General features: G+C 70.6%; 15 protein-coding genes. 9 read left to right on the top strand and 6 right to left on the bottom strand.

Features of this window, described 5'->3' with window-relative positions; all coding sequences use genetic code 11:
• Positions 1-24 precede the first annotated feature (24 nt).
• Positions 25-543, top strand: coding sequence for an NUDIX hydrolase (locus BMY89_RS06865; RefSeq protein WP_092376653.1), 519 nt, complete (start codon positions 25-27; stop codon positions 541-543).
• 80 nt (positions 544-623) lie between these two features.
• Positions 624-1835 carry a low temperature requirement protein A gene (locus BMY89_RS06860; protein WP_092376650.1) on the top strand — a complete coding sequence of 404 codons (1212 nt, stop codon included), beginning with the start codon at positions 624-626 and terminating at the stop codon, positions 1833-1835.
• A 433-nt stretch (positions 1836-2268) separates the two neighbouring features.
• Here BMY89_RS06860 and BMY89_RS06855 read toward each other — a convergent pair whose 3' ends face one another.
• Entirely contained in the window at positions 2269-4152 is a 1884-nt protein-coding gene (locus tag BMY89_RS06855; protein ID WP_092376648.1) for a Xaa-Pro dipeptidyl-peptidase, read from the bottom strand.
• 160 nt (positions 4153-4312) lie between these two features.
• On the opposite strand from BMY89_RS06855, the gene BMY89_RS06850 reads away from it, so the two are divergent.
• The 3 genes from BMY89_RS06850 to BMY89_RS06840 all read left to right on the top strand — a co-directional run bounded on the left by BMY89_RS06850 (position 4313) and on the right by BMY89_RS06840 (position 7669).
• Positions 4313-5149 (top strand): aldo/keto reductase, encoded by an 837-nt coding sequence (locus tag BMY89_RS06850; protein WP_092376645.1) that lies wholly within the window; start codon positions 4313-4315, stop codon positions 5147-5149.
• Positions 5150-5399: 250 nt separating this feature from the next.
• The gene (locus BMY89_RS06845; RefSeq protein WP_092377506.1) at positions 5400-6749 is read left to right on the top strand and encodes a CE1 family esterase; all 1350 of its coding nucleotides are present in this window, start codon (positions 5400-5402) and stop codon (positions 6747-6749) included.
• Between the two features lie 134 nt (positions 6750-6883).
• Positions 6884-7669 (top strand): DUF4184 family protein, encoded by a 786-nt coding sequence (locus BMY89_RS06840; protein ID WP_170147747.1) that lies wholly within the window; start codon positions 6884-6886, stop codon positions 7667-7669.
• On the opposite strand, the gene BMY89_RS06835 is transcribed toward BMY89_RS06840, so the two are convergent.
• Positions 7666-7998 (bottom strand): YciI family protein, encoded by a 333-nt coding sequence (locus tag BMY89_RS06835; RefSeq protein WP_092377503.1) that lies wholly within the window; start codon positions 7996-7998, stop codon positions 7666-7668. The genes BMY89_RS06840 and BMY89_RS06835 overlap by 4 nt on opposite strands.
• Here BMY89_RS06835 and BMY89_RS06830 point away from each other — a divergent pair.
• On the top strand, positions 7880-8581 hold the full coding sequence (locus tag BMY89_RS06830; protein ID WP_443673925.1) for a winged helix-turn-helix transcriptional regulator: 702 nt from the start codon (positions 7880-7882) through the stop codon (positions 8579-8581). The genes BMY89_RS06835 and BMY89_RS06830 overlap by 119 nt on opposite strands.
• A gap of 50 nt (positions 8582-8631) precedes the next feature.
• On the opposite strand, the gene BMY89_RS06825 is transcribed toward BMY89_RS06830, so the two are convergent.
• From BMY89_RS06825 to BMY89_RS06810, 4 genes are all read right to left on the bottom strand, one after another.
• A complete protein-coding gene (locus tag BMY89_RS06825; RefSeq protein ID WP_092376639.1) occupies positions 8632-10383 on the bottom strand; it encodes an ABC transporter ATP-binding protein in 1752 nt (583 codons plus the stop codon).
• Positions 10380-12059, bottom strand: coding sequence for an ABC transporter transmembrane domain-containing protein (locus BMY89_RS06820; RefSeq protein WP_092376636.1), 1680 nt, complete (start codon positions 12057-12059; stop codon positions 10380-10382). The genes BMY89_RS06825 and BMY89_RS06820 overlap by 4 nt, the downstream gene beginning before the upstream one ends.
• 146 nt (positions 12060-12205) lie before the next feature.
• A complete protein-coding gene (gene nudC, locus BMY89_RS06815; protein WP_092376633.1) occupies positions 12206-13120 on the bottom strand; it encodes an NAD(+) diphosphatase in 915 nt (304 codons plus the stop codon).
• 121 nt (positions 13121-13241) lie between these two features.
• The gene (locus tag BMY89_RS06810; RefSeq protein ID WP_092376630.1) at positions 13242-13445 is read right to left on the bottom strand and encodes a cold-shock protein; all 204 of its coding nucleotides are present in this window, start codon (positions 13443-13445) and stop codon (positions 13242-13244) included.
• Between the two features lie 643 nt (positions 13446-14088).
• Between BMY89_RS06810 and BMY89_RS06805 the strand changes: the two genes are divergently transcribed.
• The 3 genes from BMY89_RS06805 to BMY89_RS06795 are packed head-to-tail and all read left to right on the top strand — an operon-like array spanning position 14089 to position 17730.
• Positions 14089-15159: a sugar ABC transporter substrate-binding protein gene (locus BMY89_RS06805; protein ID WP_092376628.1), complete on the top strand. Its 1071-nt coding sequence runs from the start codon at positions 14089-14091 to the stop codon at positions 15157-15159.
• Positions 15156-16697, top strand: coding sequence for a sugar ABC transporter ATP-binding protein (locus BMY89_RS06800; protein WP_092376625.1), 1542 nt, complete (start codon positions 15156-15158; stop codon positions 16695-16697). Before BMY89_RS06805 ends, BMY89_RS06800 begins: the two co-directional genes overlap by 4 nt.
• Positions 16690-17730: an ABC transporter permease gene (locus BMY89_RS06795; protein ID WP_092376622.1), complete on the top strand. Its 1041-nt coding sequence runs from the start codon at positions 16690-16692 to the stop codon at positions 17728-17730. The genes BMY89_RS06800 and BMY89_RS06795 overlap by 8 nt, the downstream gene beginning before the upstream one ends.
• Positions 17731-17791: the final 61 nt, after the last annotated feature.

Raw genomic sequence — 17791 nt, 5'->3', positions numbered from 1 at the left:
CCGGCCCCCGGCTACGGTGGCCGGGTGGACGAACTCGTGGCGCTGTACGCCGAGGGCGATCTGTCGGGGCGGGTCACCGGCGCGGCGCCCCGCAGCGTGGTCCGTGCCGACAACCTGCCGCACGCCGCGACCGCGGTACTGCTGCGCGATGACCGCGACCGGCTCTACGTCCACCGCCGCACCGACACCAAGGATCTCTACCCCGGCATGCACGACGCCTTCGCCGGCGGGGTCGTGCTGGCCGGCGAGGATCCGACCGAGGCGGCCGGCCGGGAGCTCGCCGAGGAACTGGGTGTCCGCAACTGCGAGCTTCGGCCCTGCCTGCGGTACTGGTACACGGACGCTCAGGCGAGCTATCTGGCGTACGTCTACGAGGCCCGGTACGAGGCGCGCCGCTGCGGCCCGGTGGTCCATCAGCCCACCGAGGTGGCGGCGGGATGGTGGCTGAGCCTGGCTGACCTGACCGCGTGTCTCGCCGACCCGGCCTGGCCCTTCGTGCCGGACGGACGGGCGACCCTGGATCGCCTTCGCGCGTCGGTCTGACTCGCGGCAGGAACGCCCACCGGTCACCGACCTTCGGCAAGTGCCACGAACGTGGCGGGTGCAGGGGCGAGGATGAAACGATGTGGCCGATCTTCCGGTCGCGGGTGGTGGTCACCACGGAGACCCACCGCACCACGATGCATGAGATCTTCTTCGACCTGGTGTTCGTCTTCGCCCTGATCAGGGTCACCGAGTACATGAGTGAGCGCGCTTCGCCGCTGACCCTGCTGCGCGGACTGCTCGTGCTCCTGCTGTTGTGGATCTCCTGGTTGATCTACTCCTGGCTCGGCAACCAGGCGCGGGCCGACGTCGGACTGATCCAGGCCGGCACCACCGTCGCGATGGCCGCCGTCTTCCTGGCCGCACTGGTCATCCCGGACGTCTGGGACCCATCGCCGGGGCCACGGCTGGTCCTGGTGCTTTCCTACATGGTGGTGCGGGTGATCCACCTGACCCTCTACCACCGGGCGGCAGGGCAGGACCGGCGGCTGCGCAGGACCATCCGCATCTACACGACGACCACCGGACTGTCCTGGATCCCGCTCGTCCTCGGCGCGGTGTTCGGCGGTACCGCGCAGTTCGTGCTCTGGTCGGTGGCGCTCGTGGTCGACCTCTGCGGCGGGCTGATCGCCTCCCGGATAAGCGGGTGGCCGCTGCGCAGCCCGGGGCACTTCACCGAGCGGTACGGCCTCGTGGTGATCATCGCGCTCGGCGAGACCCTGATCTCGGTCGGCTCCGGGGTCGGGGCCGAGGTGGTTCGCTTTCCGATCCTGCTGGCCGCGTCGTTCACCCTCGTCATCATCGTCTGCCTGTTCCGGCTGTACATGGTGAGTTCGGCGGCCGCCGGTGCCGCGCTGATCGCGGCTGCCGGTCCACGACAGGACCGACTCGCCGCCGATGCGTACAGCCTCGGCCACTTCCCGCTGGTCGCGGGGACGATCTTCCTGGCGTTCGGGGTGCACGAGGTGCTCGCCTCCCTGGCGCACGACGACCGCGGGACCATCGCCGGGGCGCACCTGGAGTGGGCCTCGGCGGCCGGGCTGTTCGGCGGCGTCGCCCTCTACCTCGCGGGCAAGGCGGTGTTCCTCGGCCTCAGCGTACGGTCGGTGTCGCTGGCGGACCTCCTGGCTCCGGCCGTCGCGCTGGCGCTCCTTCCCGCCGGCCGCCTCCTGCCCGGCCTGGTCGCGCTCGGCCTGCTCACCGCGGGCCTGGTGGTCCTTGTCGGCTACCAGCGTGCGGTTGATTCCGGCGGTCCTGGCGAGACCGCCCGGCAGGCTTCGGGGGCACCCTAGGGGTACGCCGGCCGAGGTGGCCCGTGACCCGCGTCCTTGTCCCGCTCCACTGTCTGGACTTGCGGGTCCATTTTTCCCGGCCACAGTCAGGAGCGGGCGGTCCGACCGGGGCCGGCCACACGCACGGGGAGGACCCTTGATGAACCACTACTACCTGCTGGGCCGGTCCGGGCTACGGGTGAGCCGGTTGGCGCTGGGCACGACGAACTGCGGCACCGGTGGCTTGCACGCCGCCTACGGCCGGACCGAGGCGGAGGCAGAGCCGATCTTCCGGCGGTACCTCGAGGCCGGCTGCTCTCCACCGGGCGGATGGCGCACCTCGAGGCCGCCCTCGACGTCGCACTCGACCACCTACGGACCGGAACGCGCGCCACCTGACAGTTGCTGGCGCCAGCCGGGACGGTCCGGTCCCCCCGACCGCCCCGGCTGGTGCTCAGAAGGCGAGTGCGGTCCGACCTCCGACGACCGGAAGACGCAGCTCGCTGTGGTGCGGTGCGACCCGCAGTCGGGTGCCGCCCAGCGGCAGCAGGGTGTACTCCTGGTCGCTGGAGAAGACCACCAGGCCGATCCGGTGACCGGCCGGGAAGACATGGTCCTTCGGTTCCAGGGTCCACCGCAGGTCGTACAGCCTGCCCTGCCTCAGCGGCTCGGTGCGTGATGGGTCCCGACGGTTCTGCGGGTCCATCCAGCCCCGGGTCACCACCCTCGGCGCGACGGCCGAGCCGGCCGGACCGTAGTCGACCAGGTACGCGGTGAGGTTGGCGTCCGGCTTGTTGTCGACCGCCATCCGCAGCCGCATCTCGGGGCGTCCGGAGATGCGGACGTCGCGGGTCAGCGTGGGGGAGCGGTAGGCGAGTCGGTTCGGGCTGGCCACGTCCGGGTCGGCGACCAGGGCGTCCGGGTGCAGGGTGCGACCCTCGTCGACGAAGCGTTGCTCGATCTTCGCCTTCGGGGGCCTGCCCGAGGTCAGCGCGCCGGTGCCGGCGGCGTCGGTGGCGGCCAGCCGGAGCGGCACCGTCCGGGCGCCCGGGTCGGGCCAGTTGGCGTACGTCGTGTAGACCCGGTCCTCCCGCTGCACCACTGCGGTGGGTTCGTCCATGATCCCGTTGCGCACGTCCCAGAGCCAGTAGTCGAACCAGCGGTTCTCGGTCTGCTTCCAGGTCCAGGTGCGGCCGTCGGGCAGGGTCACCGACGCGGTGTTGCCCGGGCCGCCGTGCCCGCCCTGGTGCAGCCAGATCCTGCGCGGGACACGGTGCCGGGTGAGCTCGTCCCACCAGCCGGCGAAGTGCTCGGTCTTCACGTTCCAGTCGTTGAGGCCGTGCACGACCAGGACGCTCGCCCGCACCTTCCGGGCGTCGAGGTGGTCGCGATCCGCCCAGAACGGCGAGTAGTCGCCGGTGATCCGGTCCTGTCGCGCGGTCAGCTCGGCGATCTCGTCGGCGCAGCTGCCCTGCGCGCGGGCCCGGCCGGCGGTGAACTGGGCCAGCACGTCGACGTCCTCACCCTGGTACGTCCCGGGCGCGACGACCAGGCCGTTGGCCCGGTAGTAGTCGTACCAGCTGCTGATCGCGGCGACCGGCACGATGGTCCGTAGCCCGGGGACCCCGGTGGTGGCCACCTGGTTGGGCAGCGTGCCGTTGTAGGAGACGCCGGTCATGCCGACGGCGCCGGTGCTCCAGTCGGCGGTGACCGCCGCGCCGTTCGCGTCGTACCCCTTCGCCCGCCCGTTCAGCCAGTCGACGACCGCCCTGGTGCCCAGCGTCTCGGCCTGGTCGCCGCTGGTCGGGCAGCCGTCCGAGTCGCCGGTGCCGACGCTCTGACCGAGCACCACCGCGTACCCCCGTGGCACGTAGTAGTCGTCCAGCGAGCCCGGCAGGTTGGCCTTGGCGCCCGCCCGCTGGAGCTGCACGTCGGTCGAGCGCAGCCCGGAGCGGCGGGCGAGGCCGTTCTGCGGTAGCTCGTCCACCAGCACGCTCGGGTACGGCACGTCGTACCAGACGTCCTTGCGGTACGGGCTGTGCTCGAAGATGACCGGCACCTTGAAACCCTCGGTGGCGGTCTCCCGGGGTCGGGAGACGTCGATCGCCACCCGGTCGCGGCGACCGTCGTGGTCGGTGTCCACGGTGGTCTCCACGTACACCCGCTCCTCGATCGCGTCGGCGAGCGAGAACACCGGTTGGGTCATCCCGTCGACGACCACGATGCCCGGTGGTGCCGTCGCCGTGGGCTGGGCCGCCGCCGGTGCCGGTGCCGCGCCCAGCGCCAGCGCGCCGGACAGACCGACGCCGAGTAGTGCCAGATGGGGGGAGCGACGCACGCGCGTCTCCCTTCGTTCGGGCTGGTGGCCGGAGTCCGCCAGGGTGGACGGGAGATCCATTGACGACATGCTATGCCCGCTGGTGCCGCTGCGGGGGCGCGGTGCCCGGCGGGTACGGTCAGGGCGGTGATGGTCCGGAGCGAGCGGTGAGGGGGCGACGGTGGGTTTTCCCAGCCTGACGGCAGGTGACGGCACGGTGTTGCCGGCGATCGGCCTGGGCACCTACAAGCTGACCGGCGAGGCCGGCGTCGAGGCGGTCGGTCACGCGATCCGGGTCGGCTACCGCCTGATCGACTCGGCGGTGAACTACGAGAACGAGGGCGCGGTCGGTAGGGCCGCGAGGTCCGCCGGCGTTTCCCCGGACGATCTGGTCGTGACCTCCAAGCTGCCGGGGCGTCGCCACCGGTACGCCGAGGCGCTGGCCACGATCCAGGAGAGCGTGTACCGCAGCGGCCTCGACCGGATCGGGCTCTATCTGATCCACTGGCCCAACCCGAAGGTCGATCTCTACGTCGAGGCGTGGACGGCGCTGATCGAGGCGCGGAATCGCGGCCTCGTCCGGCACATCGGCGTCTCCAACTTCCTGCCCGAACACATCGACCGGCTGGTCGCCGAGACCGGCGTCGCCCCGGTCGTCAACCAGATCGAGATCCATCCGTACTTCCCGCAGCGGGAGGCGCTAGACCACCACCGCGCGCACGGCGTCCTCGTCCAGGCGTGGAGCCCGCTCGGCCGGCGCAGCGACCTGCTGCAGAACCCGACGATCGCCGAGATCGCCCACGGCCACGGGATCAGCCCGGCGCAGACCGTCCTCGCCTGGCACCTGGCCCGTCAGGTGATCCCACTGCCGAAGGCCAGCACCGCGGAGCGGCAGCGGGAGAACGCGGACATCTTCAGCATCGACCTCGATGCCGGGGAGATCGAGGCGATCACCGCGCTCGGGCGGCCGGACGGTCGTATCGCAGGCCAGGACCCGGCGGTGTACGAGGAGTTCTGAGCGCGAGGGTGCCGGCGCGTCGACCGGGCCCGGTCGACCACAGCCGTTAAGGATCGACATCTTGCGATGTTACCGCTAACAGGTTACCTTTCCTGCGGGAGTGAAGGGCACGCGTCGGACCCGCACCGGGTCGATGATCCGGTGCGGCCGAGCGCACACAGGGTCGGTTGACGGGCATCCCGGCCGAACCCACCACCGACGGTGCACCGCACCCCCCGCGCGTCCACCCAGACGCGGAATGGAGTACACGATGTCCAGGCGCAGATCGTTCCTCGCGCCCATCGCGATCGCGGCCCTCCTGGTAGTGGCCGCCGCCGGCACGACGCTGACCGGCAACCTCGGCAGCACCGCCTCGGCCGCGGAGGCGGGCACCCTCGCCGCGACCGCCGGCTGCGGCAAGGCGCCGACGTTGCGCAGCGGTACGCACACCATCCAGAGCAGCGGCCAGAACCGCAGCTTCATCCTGCGCATCCCCGACAACTACAACAACAACCACCCCTACCGGCTGGTGTTCGGATTCCACTGGCTGAACGGCTCGGCCACCGACGTCGCCACCGGTCAGACCGTGCAGCGCGACACCTGGGCCTACTACGGACTCCTGCCGCTGTCGAACAACAGCACCATCTTCGTCGCGCCGCAGGGACTCAACAGCGGCTGGGCCAACTCCAGTGGTCAGGACGTCACCTTCGTCGACGACATGTTGCAGCGGATCGAGAGCGACCTCTGCGTCGAGACGACGCAGCGCTTCGCGCTCGGATTCAGCTACGGCGGCGCCATGAGCTACGCGGTGGCGTGCGCGAGGCCGAACGTCTTCCGCGCCGTCGCGGTCTACGGCGGCGCGCAGCTCAGTGGATGCAGCGGTGGCACCCAGCCGGTCGCCTACTTCGGTGCGCACGGCATCCGGGACTCCGTCCTGAACATCTCCAACGGGCGGTCGCTGCGTGACCGTTTCGTCCGCAACAACGGGTGCACGGCGCAGAACCCGCCCGAGCCGTCACAGGGCAGCCTCACGCACCGCAGCACCACCTACTCCGGCTGCGCGGCCGGTTACCCGGTGGTCTGGGCGGCCTTCGACGAGGGACACATCGCCGCCCCGCAGGACGGCGCAGCCGGCGACAGCGGCTCGCGGACCTGGCTCCCGGGCGAGACCTGGCGCTTCTTCACCCAGTTCGGCGGCACCACTCCGCCGCCGAGCCCCACCACTGCGCCGCCGAGCCCGACGACCCCGCCGCCGAGCCCGACCACCCCGCCGCCCAGCCCGACCACCCCGCCGCCCGGAGGCGGGGCCTGCCGGGTGGCCGCCACGGTCAACGCCTGGAACACCGGCCTGACCGAGGACATCACCATCACCAACACCGGCAGCTCCACCATCAACGGCTGGTCGCTGGTCTTCACGTTGCCTGGTGGGCAGAACATCACCGGCGGCTGGAACGCCAGCTACTCGCCAACCTCCGGGCAGGTGACCGCCCGCAACGTCTCCTACAACGGCACCATCGCCCCCGGCGCGTCGGTCGGCATCGGCTTCCAGGCCACCCACACCGGCAACACCGCCAGACCGAGTTCGTTCACGCTCAACGGTGCCACCTGCACCATCGCCTGAGCGACCAGATCGTCTGGGGACGGATTCGCCGGATCCGTCCCCAGACCCCCAACGTCCCGCGGACGTACCCCTGCTGGTGAGGTCTGAGGCCGAACGACGCGTTCAGGCCGGCCGACTCGTCTAGGCTCCGCGCCGTGCCGCTGACCTTCCCCTCGCACCTGGCGCCGGTGCTGGCGCTCAAGGTGTGGCGCCCGCGATGGTTCGACGGCGTGGCGTTGGGCACCGGGGCGATGGCACCCGATGTCGCCTACCTGGCGTCCGGGCCGAGCGCCCGGAGCTTCGCGGACACCCACTCCTGGCCCGCCCTGTTCTGGTGGTGCCTGCCCGTCGCATTGGTCTACGCGCTGGTGGTCCGGTCCGGTGCCGACAGCATCGTCGCCCACCTGCCCGGCGACCGTTGGTTCGGCTGGCGAGGTCATGGGTCGCTCGGCCGGCGGCCCGACCGCTGGTGGATCACGATCAGCTCGGCGCTGGTCGGCGCGGTGAGCCACCTCGGGTGGGACTGGCTCACCCACACCGACGAGTGGTTGTGGATGGTGTTCGGCGTCCGGTGGTCCAGCGTCACGGACATCGCCTGGTGGACGGTGTCGGACCTGTCGAGCACCGTGGTCGGTGCCGTGGTGGCGGTCATGCTCGCCGCACGTGTCGGTAGGCAGGGTGTGGCTGCGAACGAGGTGGCTGCGTCCCATGTCCGTCAACCGTGCCTCTTCTGGGGCGTCGCCGCCACGGTCGCCATTGCCGGGCTGGCGGTCGTACCGTTGCTGCCGGGCGCCGCCTTTCTCGCGGTGACCGTGGTCCGGGTGTTGCACGTCCTCGCCCTGGCGTTGCTGGTCGGCGGGCTCGCCGTTCGATTCTGCCGCCGGCGCGCAGGGCCCCTCCGACGACGCCACGACACGCCGACCCGACCGGGATCGAGTTAGGACACTTCCAGGAGCGGCCACACCTCGACGACCCCGTGTGCGACGGCGCACGGGGTCCTCGAGACGATCTCGACGGCCTCCTCCAGCGTCGCTGCTTCGATGATCGCGAAACCGGCGACCGGCAGCGCGGCGGACATGAAGGGGCCGGCTTCGACCTGTGTGGCGGCACCGTCGTGGTTACGCACCTGGTGGGGCGGGCCGGCCACACCCATGGCGGTGCCCGCCTCCCGCAGGCGTGCGTCGTGGGCGTGGGCCTCCTCGCGTACGGCCGGGTCGGTGCGGTCGTACCCGTCCTGGTCGCCGTATCCGATGGTCACGAACCTCGCCATGTGCGCCTCCATGCTGCTTGCAGAATGCAATCAGAATCAGGGTAGGTATGCTGCTATCGGAACGCAACCAGTTGCAGGAGGGGTGTTGGCCGAGGGGTCTCGATCCGGATGTCCCATCAACCTGTCGCTGGAGGTCCTGGGCGACAGATGGAGCCTGCTCGTGCTTCGCGACATGATCTTCGGTGGTCGCCGGCACTTTCGTGAGCTCCTGAACGACTCCGAAGAGGGGATCGCCTCCAACATCCTCGCCAGCCGGCTGAAGAACCTGGTCGACACCGGCATGCTCACCAGGCAGCCGGACCCGACGCACCGGCAGAAGGTGATCTACAGCCTCACCGAGCAGGCCATCGACCTGGTGCCCGTCCTTGCGCAGCTCGGCTCCTGGGGCACCCGATGGCTGCCGGTCAGTGCGGAGCTGTCGATCCGTGCCCAGCTTCTCGCCGATGGCGGCCCCGCGCTGTGGCAGCGGTTCATGGCCGAGCTTCGCGAGGAGCACCTCGCCATCCCTGCCGATCCGGCGCTCGACGGCCAGTCGGTCCGCGAACGCCTACAGGCGGCGTACCTGGCTGTCGCCTCGCACTAGGTTGAGGCTGCGGCCGTCACCGAACGTGGCGGTTCCCGGCGGGATCCAGGTCAGCGTCGCCAGGCCGACCAGAGTTCGGCGTACCTGCCGCCGGCCGCGACGAGCTCCTCCGGGCTGCCGAGTTCGACGATCCGGCCGTGCGACATCACGGCGACCCGGTCACAGGTGTGCGCCTGGGTGAGCCGGTGGGCGACGACCACAGCGGTACGGCCGCGAATCAGGGCGGTGCTGGCCTGCTCCAGTTGCCGCGCGCCCGCGCTGCCAGCCTCGGCGCTCGCCTCGTCGAGGACGACGATCGGTGGGTCGAGCAGGGCGATCCGGGCCAGCGCCAACTGCTGTGCCTGGCCGGGGCTGACCGGGTGCTCGCCGTCACCGACCCTGGTCGCCAGGCCGTCGGGTAGCGCGGTGACCCACTCGTGGGCACCCACCAGGGTCAGCGCGGCGCGCAACTCCTCGTCGGAGGCGTGCGGGGCGGCCAGCCGTAGATCGTCGGCGAGTGTACCGGCGAAGACGTGCACCTCCTGGGTGACGACACCGACAGCGCGGCGTAGTTCGTCCGGCGGCAGCTCGCCGATCGGCCGGTCACCCAGCCACACCTCACCCTCGGCGGCGGACAGGACCCCGCCGAGAATGGCCGCGAGAGTCGTCTTGCCGGCCCCGCTCTCACCGACGATCGCAACTGACTCGCCCGCGGCGATCTCGAGCGACGCGTCATGCACGACGGTGGGGCCCCCGGGATAGCGGTGCGACACCGACGTGACGGTGATGCCGGTGGGCCGCCGCGAGGTCGCGGGCGCGACGGCACTCGCCGCCGGCACGTCGAGCCCGGTGATGCCGACGAGCCGGGCGAGCGCCGCGCCGGCCGACTGGACGTCGTTGAACGAGATCAACAGCATTCCGAGCGGACCGAAGAGCCGGTGGAAGAGCAGGGCGGCGGCGGTGACGTCGCCGACCGTGCTGTCGCCCGCGCGTACCAGCAGGAACCCGGTGAGGAGCACGGCGGTGAGCCCGATCGCCTCCGCGTAGTTCATCATGTTCGCGAACCAGAGGAACCCGCGGACGGCCCGCAGTCGCGCCACGACCGCGGCGCGCGACGTCTGCTCGACCCGCCGGCTCTGCCGGTCCTCCATGCCGTACGCGTGTACCGTCCGGGCCCCGGTGAAGGTGTTCAGCAGGCTCTGGGTCCGGACCGCCGCGGCCTCCCGCTCGGCGGCGTAGAGCCGCTTCGCCCGGGGCACGAAGCGGCGCAGGCTCATGACGTGCACCGGGAAGACGATCAGGAACGCGGCGGCGATCCGCCAATCCAGCGTCGCGAAGCCGGCGAAGGTGATGACGACGGTGACCAGCGCGGTGAAGACGCCCGCGGCCAGCCGGACCGAATCCGTCACCTTCTCCACGTCTTCGGTGACCCGGGAGGCGATGTCACCGGACCCGGCGCTCTCGAGCCGGGCCGAGTCCATCCGTAGCGCGTGGTCGAGCACCTCTTCCCGCAGATCGGCGCAGGCCCGCATGCCCCACTCGCTGACCAGCCAGTTGGCGGTGCCGGTCAGCACCGCGGCGCCGAGGGCCGCGACGAGGATCCACACCGAGGTCAGCAGCAGCGATCGGACGGTGTCACCGGCGACCACCAGGTCGACCAGCCGGCCGAGCAGGATCGGTACGGCGACCGCCGCCACGCTCGCCGCCGTCGATGCCGCGACCGACGTCCAACCGAGCAGCGGGTAGCGCCGCAGAGCCTGCCAGAAGGCCGCGCCGGTCACCCTGCCGGTAGCGACGGGAAGGATCGCGGGCGTCGGGTTCATCGCCGCACCACCTCGGCGTACGCGGGCTGTGCGAGCAGGTCACGGTGTCGGCCGGTGGCCGCCACCCGGCCGGCCCGGACGAAGATGACGCGGTCGCACCGGTCGAGCAGCGGCGCGCTGGTGGTGACCAGGACCGTCGCATGTCCGTGGCCGGCCCGGTAGGCGCGTATCCCGTCGGCGATGGCCTGCTCGGTGACGGCGTCGACGGCCGTCGTCGGGTCGCGGAAGACGGTGACCGGCCGGTCGGCCAGCAACGCCCGCGCCAGGGCGAGGCGCTGCCGCTGGCCGCCGGAGAGGTTCAGGCCGTGGTCGGTCAGCTCGCGGTCCAGCCCGGCGTCGCCGTCGGCGAGCAGGTCACCGAGGGAGGCCGCCGTCATGCTGGCGCTCAGTGCGGCGTCGTCCCGGTCGTCCCCGGTCTGCAACACCTCGCGCAGCGTGGCACCGAGCAGGTCGACCCCGTGCGGCTCGACGAGTACGGCCCGACGCAACGAGGCGACGTCCAGCTCCGGCAACGGCATGCCGGCCAACGTCACCTCGCCCCGCTCGGGCGACCGCGCACCCGCCAGCAGGTCGGTGACGTCGTCGGCGGTGTCGCTCTCCCCGGTGACGACGCCGAGCATCTCGCCAGGCCGCACGGCGAAGCCGACGCCGTCCAGACCCGGGGCGTGTACCTCGTCGAGGGCCAACATGCCCGGCTCGGCGGTCCGTACGCCGGACGCGGCCCGTTCGGGCGCGGCGAGCACCTCGGCCACGCGGGCGGCGCTGGCCCGCGCGGTCGCCAGCCGGAAGACGCAGTCGGCGAGGTTGAGCACCGGATCGGTGATGAACGTCGCCAGCCCGACGATCGTGATCAGCTGCCCGACCGTGATCCGCCCCTGCAGCGCGTACCAGCCCGCCAGCGCGGCGACGACGGTGATCAGCAGGCCGGTGGTGAACGTCGACGCACCGACGAACGTGGCGCCGGCCTTGACGGTGCCGACGCTGGCGCGCAGCGACGTGCGGCTCGCCGCGCGGTAGCGGCGAGCGGCCTCGTCGACGCCACCGAAGCCGCGCAGTGGTCGGAGCCCGCGCAGCAGGTCCGACGCCGTGGCGGCGGCTCGGCCGATGGCCTGCTGCTGCGCCGAGGTGTGGCGTCCCACGATCGGCCCGAGCGCGTTGAGCCCGAGCACCAGGATCGGGACGCCCACCACCAACCCGAGCCCGAGCGACCAGTCGATCCGCAGCAGCACGACCGTCGACACCGTCAGACCGACGAACGCGCTCACCCCCCGCGAACCCAGTTCGAGCAGCTCGGCGGCGGACTGGGTGTCGGAGGTCGCGATCGAGAGCAGTTCGCCGCTCTGGCGGTTGGTCCGGATACCCCGTCCGCCGACGACGCGGCGCACCACCCGCATCCGCAGCTCGTGCGACTCCTCCACCACCGCCTTGGACAGGAACCAGAAGCCCGACCGCCAACCCATGGTGAGGGCGGTGAACAGCGCGAAGATGCCCAGCACGGACCAGGCCATCGCGGAGGTGGATCCGGTCCCGACGGCCTGGTCGATGACCAGGCCGATCGCCACCGGGACGAGCGCCTCGCACACCTGGTGCAGCGACCAGAAGGCGGCACACAACGAGGTGTCCCGGCGCTGGCGCCAGAACATCTGGCCGATCAGCCGCGCCGTGGTCTGTGGCATGCCCCCGCCTTACTTCTCCTGCAAATTAGGGGAGGCTAACCTGAGGCCACCGGTTGGCGCCATTCCGCGCCCGAGACCGATCCGAGGACCGGCAGCGCAGACCGTAAGGCCGCAGCGGCGCGCGGAGAACCGGCGGGCGAGCAACCTCACCCGAGACCGGCCCAGGAGCGCAGCAGCCACCCGCCGATGGAGTCGACCGGACCCGAGCCGGGGCCGTGGACGATGCGTTCGACGATCTCGGCGCGGGTGAACCACCGCGCCTCCACCAGCTCCGCCCCGTCCACGGCGATCGTCTCGTCGACGGCCCGGGCGACGAAGCCGACCATGAGCCCGGCCGGGAAGGGCCACCCCTGGGAGCTGCGGTAGGTCACCTGACCGATCCTCACCCCGGCCTCCTCGGCAACCTCACGGCGGACGGCACCCTCCAGGCTCTCGCCGATCTCGACGAATCCGGCCAGTAGGGAGAAGCCGTCCGCGGCGGCGCCGTGATGGCGGGCCAGCAGGCAGTGTGGCTGCGGGCCGGGGCTCTCCACCAGCACGAGGACGGCCGGTTCGATCCGGGGAAAGTGCTGCCGGCCGCATGTCGGGCTCCGGCACACCCGCAGGTGCCCGGCGTGGGCACTGGCGGTCGCCGCACCGCAGGTGCCGCAGTACCGGGTGTGCCGGTTCCAGTAGAGCAACCCACGGGCGTACGCCAGGGTGGCGGCCAGCGTGGCGGGCAGGGTGCCGGCCAGGCTCCGCAGGTCGGCGCTGGCGTGCGCGGCGCCGAGCTGTAGCGCGTCGGCCTCGTCGGCCTCGCTCAGGTCGGCGGCAAAGATCGCTGTCGGCCCGTCGAGGCCCAGCAGGGTGGTCTGACCAGCGGCCGCGACCAGGGTGCGGCCCGAGGCTCCGGTGAGCGTGGCGGGCCGGCCGGCGGCCGTCAGCAACGGTCGGTCGCGCCACATCGGCAGCACCCGGCTGTCGTCGCGCCGGAGCTGGTCGGCGACCCAGTCCGGGTCGGTGCGCAGGCTCGCGGCCCGGTCGTGGGGTGTCGCGGTGTACGCCAACCCGTTGAAGATCATGTCCTGATCTTGCCCGATGAACTCGGCGCGAGAAACAGCCGGCGGAAAATGAAACGAATACATGGTGCACGGGTACGGCCGTCCGCTGAACCAGTCGGACCGCCGTACCCGCTAAATGACGTCAGAGTGGGCGGATGTTCTCCGCCTGCAGGCCGCGCTGGCCCTGGGTGACTTCGAATTCCACCCGCTGGTTTTCCTCCAGGCTGCGGAAGCCGCTCGCCGAGATGGCCGAGAAGTGGGCGAACACGTCGTCACCGCCCCCATCCTGTGCGATGAAGCCGAAGCCCTTGTCCGCGTTGAACCACTTGACGGTACCCGAAGCCATGTCTTCTCCTCTGCAGGCTCCTGAGACGCCGCATCGTGCGGAATCTCGTGTCGCTGTGTTGATCGCCCGCGTCCGGAAAGGACGAAACAAAAAAGGCGCCCGGGTTCGGATACCCATCAGGCGCCAGCAACGTCTACGGAAACCAAAACTGCAACGCGGCCACCGTAGCACGGATATCAACGATTGCCCCACTGAACCTTTTTTCGAACTGACCGGACGGCATGGTCCTGTCGGTTGCTGTGCGAGCGGTCCAAGAGCGCGCTGTCGGGTCTGGCCCGACCCTGGGCGGCGAACCGGCGGGGACGCTGGAACATCAGGGTCATCGATGTTAACGTGCGCATCGCCGGGCTCGGACGGCTGTGCCAGTTGCCCGGCGTCCGGGCCACAATCATGTGATGTCTCGCGCTTTGAGTGATGCTACGTGCGGGATGAGGGCGACCCTGACGGGGTGAATCTCCGACATTAAGGCGTTGACGTTACACGATGGAAACGTCTAACGTCTGATGTCTGAGGCAAACGAGAACCATCCTCCGGGTGCCCTGAAGCTGTGGATCTGGGGCGGCAGCAGCCTGCTGTGGACCATCAGCGCAGTTTGATCCTTCGAAGCGCGCGTCGGACGAGTCCCGGATATGGAGGAACCACCATGAACCGTAGAGCTCTGCTGAGCGTGGGGCTGACGCTGATGCTGGGCGCGTCGGTCACCCTCGCGGCCGGCTGCGGCGACGGCGCGGGCGGCGGGACCGGCGCGGGCGGGTCCGAACTGCTCGTCGGAGTCGACTACCCGCGCTCGGACACCGACTTCTGGAACTCGTACATCAAGTACGTGCCGCAGTTCGCCGACGAGGCGGATGTTGAACTCAAGACCACCAACTCGCAGAACGACATCGCGAACCTCATCTCGAACGCGCAGGCCTTCATGAGCCAGGGCGTCAAGGGCGTGGTGATGGCCCCGCAGGACACCGCCGCCATCGCGCCGACACTGGCGCAGTTGGACGACCGGAAGATCCCGGTGGTGACCATCGACACCCGGCCGGACACCGGCAACGTCTTCATGGTGGTCCGCGCTGACAACCGCGCCTACGGCATCAAGGCGTGCCAGTTCCTCGGTACCAAGCTCAGCGGTACGGGCAAGGTCGTCATGCTTCAGGGCGGCCTCGACTCGATCAACGGCCGGGACCGGACCGAGGCGTTCAACGAGTGCATGCAGCAGGAGTTCCCCGGCATCACCGTCTTCGGCGAGGCGACCGACTGGAAGGCCGACGTGGCCGCGTCGAAGCTGCAGACCCGGTTCGCGTCGGATCCGGACATCAAGGGAATCTACATGCAGTCCTCGTTCGCGCTCTCGGGCACGCTGCAGATCCTCAAGCAGCGGGGTCTCCAGGTGCCGCCGACCGACCCCAAGCACGTCTTCGTCGTCTCCAACGACGGCATCCCGGAAGAGCTGAAGAACATCGGTGCAGGGCTGATCGACGCCACCGTCAGCCAGCCGGCCGACCTGTACGCCAAGCACGGCCTGGAGTACGTGAAGGCGGCGATCGAGGGCAAGACCTTCCAGCCCGGGCCGACCGACCACGGCAGCACGATCATCCAGGTACGGGAAGGGCTGCTGGAGGACCAGTTGCCGGCGCCGCTGGTGACCCTGGACGGTGGGCCGATCGCGGGTGAGCCGACACTGAAGTTCGACGACGCGTCGCTCTGGGGCAACAACGCATGAGTGGTACCTCGCGAGCGGCGATCGACGGGCCGGCCGGCGGCGACCGGCCCGTCGTCGAGGCCGTCAACATCAGCAAGCGGTTCGGGTCGACGGTGGCCCTGTCCGAGGCTGGAATCGTGGTGCGCCGGGGTGAGACGCACGCCCTGGTGGGACGCAACGGCGCCGGCAAGTCGACCCTGGTCAGCATCCTCTCCGGCCTGACGGCCGCCGATGCCGGAGCGGTCGCCTTCGACGGGCGCCCCGCACCGCCGTTGGGCGACCGTGACGCCTGGCGGCAACGGCTGGCCTGCGTCTACCAGAAGTCGACGATCATCCCGACGTTGACGGTCGCGGAGAACCTGTTCCTCAACCGGCACGCCCGCGGTTCCGGCCGGCTGATCCGCTGGTCGGAGTTGCGACGCGACGCCGAGCGGTTGCTGGCCACCTGGTCGGTCGAGGTCGACGTACGGCAACCCGCCTCGACGCTCTCCGTCGAACAGCGGCAGTTCGTGGAGATCGCCCGGGCGCTCTCCTTCGGCGCCCGGTTCATCATCCTCGACGAGCCGACGGCCCAGCTCGACGGCGCGGGCATCAGCCGGCTGTTCACCCGGATCCGGGACCTGCGGGCCCAGGGGGTGACCTTCCTGTTCATCAGCCATCACCTACAGGAGGTCTACGAGATCTGCGACCAGGTGACGGTCTTCCGCGACGCCCGGCACATCGTCACCGCGCCGGTGGCCGAGCTGAGTCGTCAGGCACTGGTCGCCGCGATGACCGGTGAGGACGTGACCATGCCCGAGGCCGATCGTCGCCCGCCCTCGCCGGGAGCGGCGGTGTTGCTGTCGGTACGCGACCTGGTGACCCGCTCCGGCGCCGAGATCTCGCTGGAGGTGAAGGCCGGCGAGGTGGTCGGCATCGCCGGTGGCGGCGGCAGCGGCAAGGTCGAGGTGGCCGAGGCGATCGTCGGCCTGTCCTGCCCGGCCGGCGGGATCGTCGCTGTCGACGGACGGGTGCTGCGACCGGGGAGCGTGCCAGACGCCCTCGCCGCCGGCGTCGGGCTGGTGCCTCAGGATCGGCACCGCGAGGGCCTGGTGCCGCTGCTGTCCATCGCGGAGAACGTCACGATGACCGTGCCGCACCGGGTGGGGCGGCACGGGATCATCTCGCCGGCCCGGCGGGACGGGCTGGCCCGGCGTACCATCGCCGACCTTGCCATCAAGGCGTCCGGGCCGCAGGTGCCGGTCTCCGACCTGTCCGGCGGCAACCAGCAGAAGGTGGTCATGGGCCGGGCGCTGGCCAGCCATCCGAAGCTGTTGGTCCTCATCACGCCGACCGCCGGTGTCGACGTGCGCTCCAAGCAGACCCTGCTCGGTGTCGTCGAGGACGTACGCCGTCGTGGCACGGCCGTGCTCGTCGTCTCCGACGAACTGGACGACCTGCGTATCTGTGACCGCGTGGCGGTGATGTTCCAGGGACGGGTCGTCCACGAGACGGCCCAGGGCTGGAGTGACAACGATCTGGTAGCCGCCATGGAAGGGGTGGATCTCCACCATGTCTGAGACGTTGTCCGCCGTCGCGTCGACACCTCCGCCACCACCGTCGCCCTCCGCGCCACCACCGAGGAGTCTGGCGCTGGCCCGGCTGCGGGACCTCGCGCTGGTGCCGGCGATCATCGCGGTCGCGATCGTCGGGTTCATCGTGAACCCGGTCTTCCTGACGTCCGACAACATCGTCAACGTGTTGCAGAGCATGTCGGAGATCGCCATCCTCGTGCTCGCCCAGACCATCGTGCTGATCACCGGCAAGATGGACCTGTCGCTGGAGTCCACCTTCGGCCTCGCGCCCGGCATCGCGGCCTGGTTGATCATCGACCCCGCGCTCACCCGTGGTCTCGGGCTCGACCTGCTGCCGGATGCCTGGGCGGTGCCGGTCGTGCTGCTCGTCGGTGCCCTGGTCGGCGCCTTCAACGGGCTGCTCATCGTCCGCTTCGGCCTCAACGGTTTCGTCGTCACGTTGGGCATGCTCATCGTGCTGCGCGGCCTGCTCACCGGCATCTCCGGCGGCCAGACCTTCTTCGCGCTGCCGGCGTCGATGACCTACCTCGGCTCGGCGACCTGGTGGGGGGTGCCGGCGTCGATCTGGGTGTCGCTGCTGCTGTTCGCCGCCGGGATCGTGGTGCTCGGCTACACCCGGGCCGGCCGCGCCCTCTACGCGATCGGCGGTAACGTCGACGCGGCCCGCGCGGCGGGCATCCGTACCGACCGGGTGCTGTGGATCGCTCTCATCGTGGCCAGTGTGCTCGCGGCGCTGGCCGGCTTGCTGATCAGCGGTCGGCTAGCGGCGGTGCCGGCGGCCCAGGGCAGCGGCGCGATCTTCCAGGTCTTCGCGGCGGCGGTGATCGGCGGCGTCAGCCTCAATGGTGGCAAGGGCAGCGTTTTCGGCGCATTCACCGGTGTCCTGCTACTTTTCATGATCATTAACGTGCTGACCCTGGCCGGGGTGCCCGCTCAATGGACGAACTTCCTCAACGGCACGGTCATCCTGGTGGCCCTGGTGGTCTCCCGCATCACCGGAGGCAAGGCACAGACGTGAGACGGCGCGGCCAGGCGGCCGGGCCGGACGCGACAGACCCACGTTTCCGGGCACAAGCGGC

The organism is Micromonospora phaseoli (assembly GCF_900109115.1).
In the GTDB taxonomy this organism is placed as follows: domain Bacteria; phylum Actinomycetota; class Actinomycetes; order Mycobacteriales; family Micromonosporaceae; genus Micromonospora; species Micromonospora phaseoli.
This window is presented reverse-complemented; position numbering and strand designations above follow the sequence as displayed.

Excerpts from the sequence above, each read along its gene's own strand:
- BMY89_RS06860 (WP_092376650.1), top strand. The coding sequence starts at position 624 with ATGTGGCCGATCTTCCGGTCGCGGGTGGTGGTCACCACGGAGACCCAC.
- BMY89_RS06830 (WP_443673925.1), top strand. The coding sequence starts at position 7,880 with ATGGCGGTGCCCGCCTCCCGCAGGCGTGCGTCGTGGGCGTGGGCCTCC.
- BMY89_RS06820 (WP_092376636.1), bottom strand. The coding sequence starts at position 12,059 with ATGCCACAGACCACGGCGCGGCTGATCGGCCAGATGTTCTGGCGCCAG.
- BMY89_RS06805 (WP_092376628.1), top strand. The coding sequence starts at position 14,089 with ATGAACCGTAGAGCTCTGCTGAGCGTGGGGCTGACGCTGATGCTGGGC.
- BMY89_RS06810 (WP_092376630.1), bottom strand. The coding sequence starts at position 13,445 with ATGGCTTCGGGTACCGTCAAGTGGTTCAACGCGGACAAGGGCTTCGGC.
- BMY89_RS06800 (WP_092376625.1), top strand. The coding sequence starts at position 15,156 with ATGAGTGGTACCTCGCGAGCGGCGATCGACGGGCCGGCCGGCGGCGAC.
- nudC (WP_092376633.1), bottom strand. The coding sequence starts at position 13,120 with ATGATCTTCAACGGGTTGGCGTACACCGCGACACCCCACGACCGGGCC.
- BMY89_RS06825 (WP_092376639.1), bottom strand. The coding sequence starts at position 10,383 with ATGAACCCGACGCCCGCGATCCTTCCCGTCGCTACCGGCAGGGTGACC.
- BMY89_RS06845 (WP_092377506.1), top strand. The coding sequence starts at position 5,400 with ATGTCCAGGCGCAGATCGTTCCTCGCGCCCATCGCGATCGCGGCCCTC.
- BMY89_RS06795 (WP_092376622.1), top strand. The coding sequence starts at position 16,690 with ATGTCTGAGACGTTGTCCGCCGTCGCGTCGACACCTCCGCCACCACCG.
- BMY89_RS06835 (WP_092377503.1), bottom strand. The coding sequence starts at position 7,998 with ATGGCGAGGTTCGTGACCATCGGATACGGCGACCAGGACGGGTACGAC.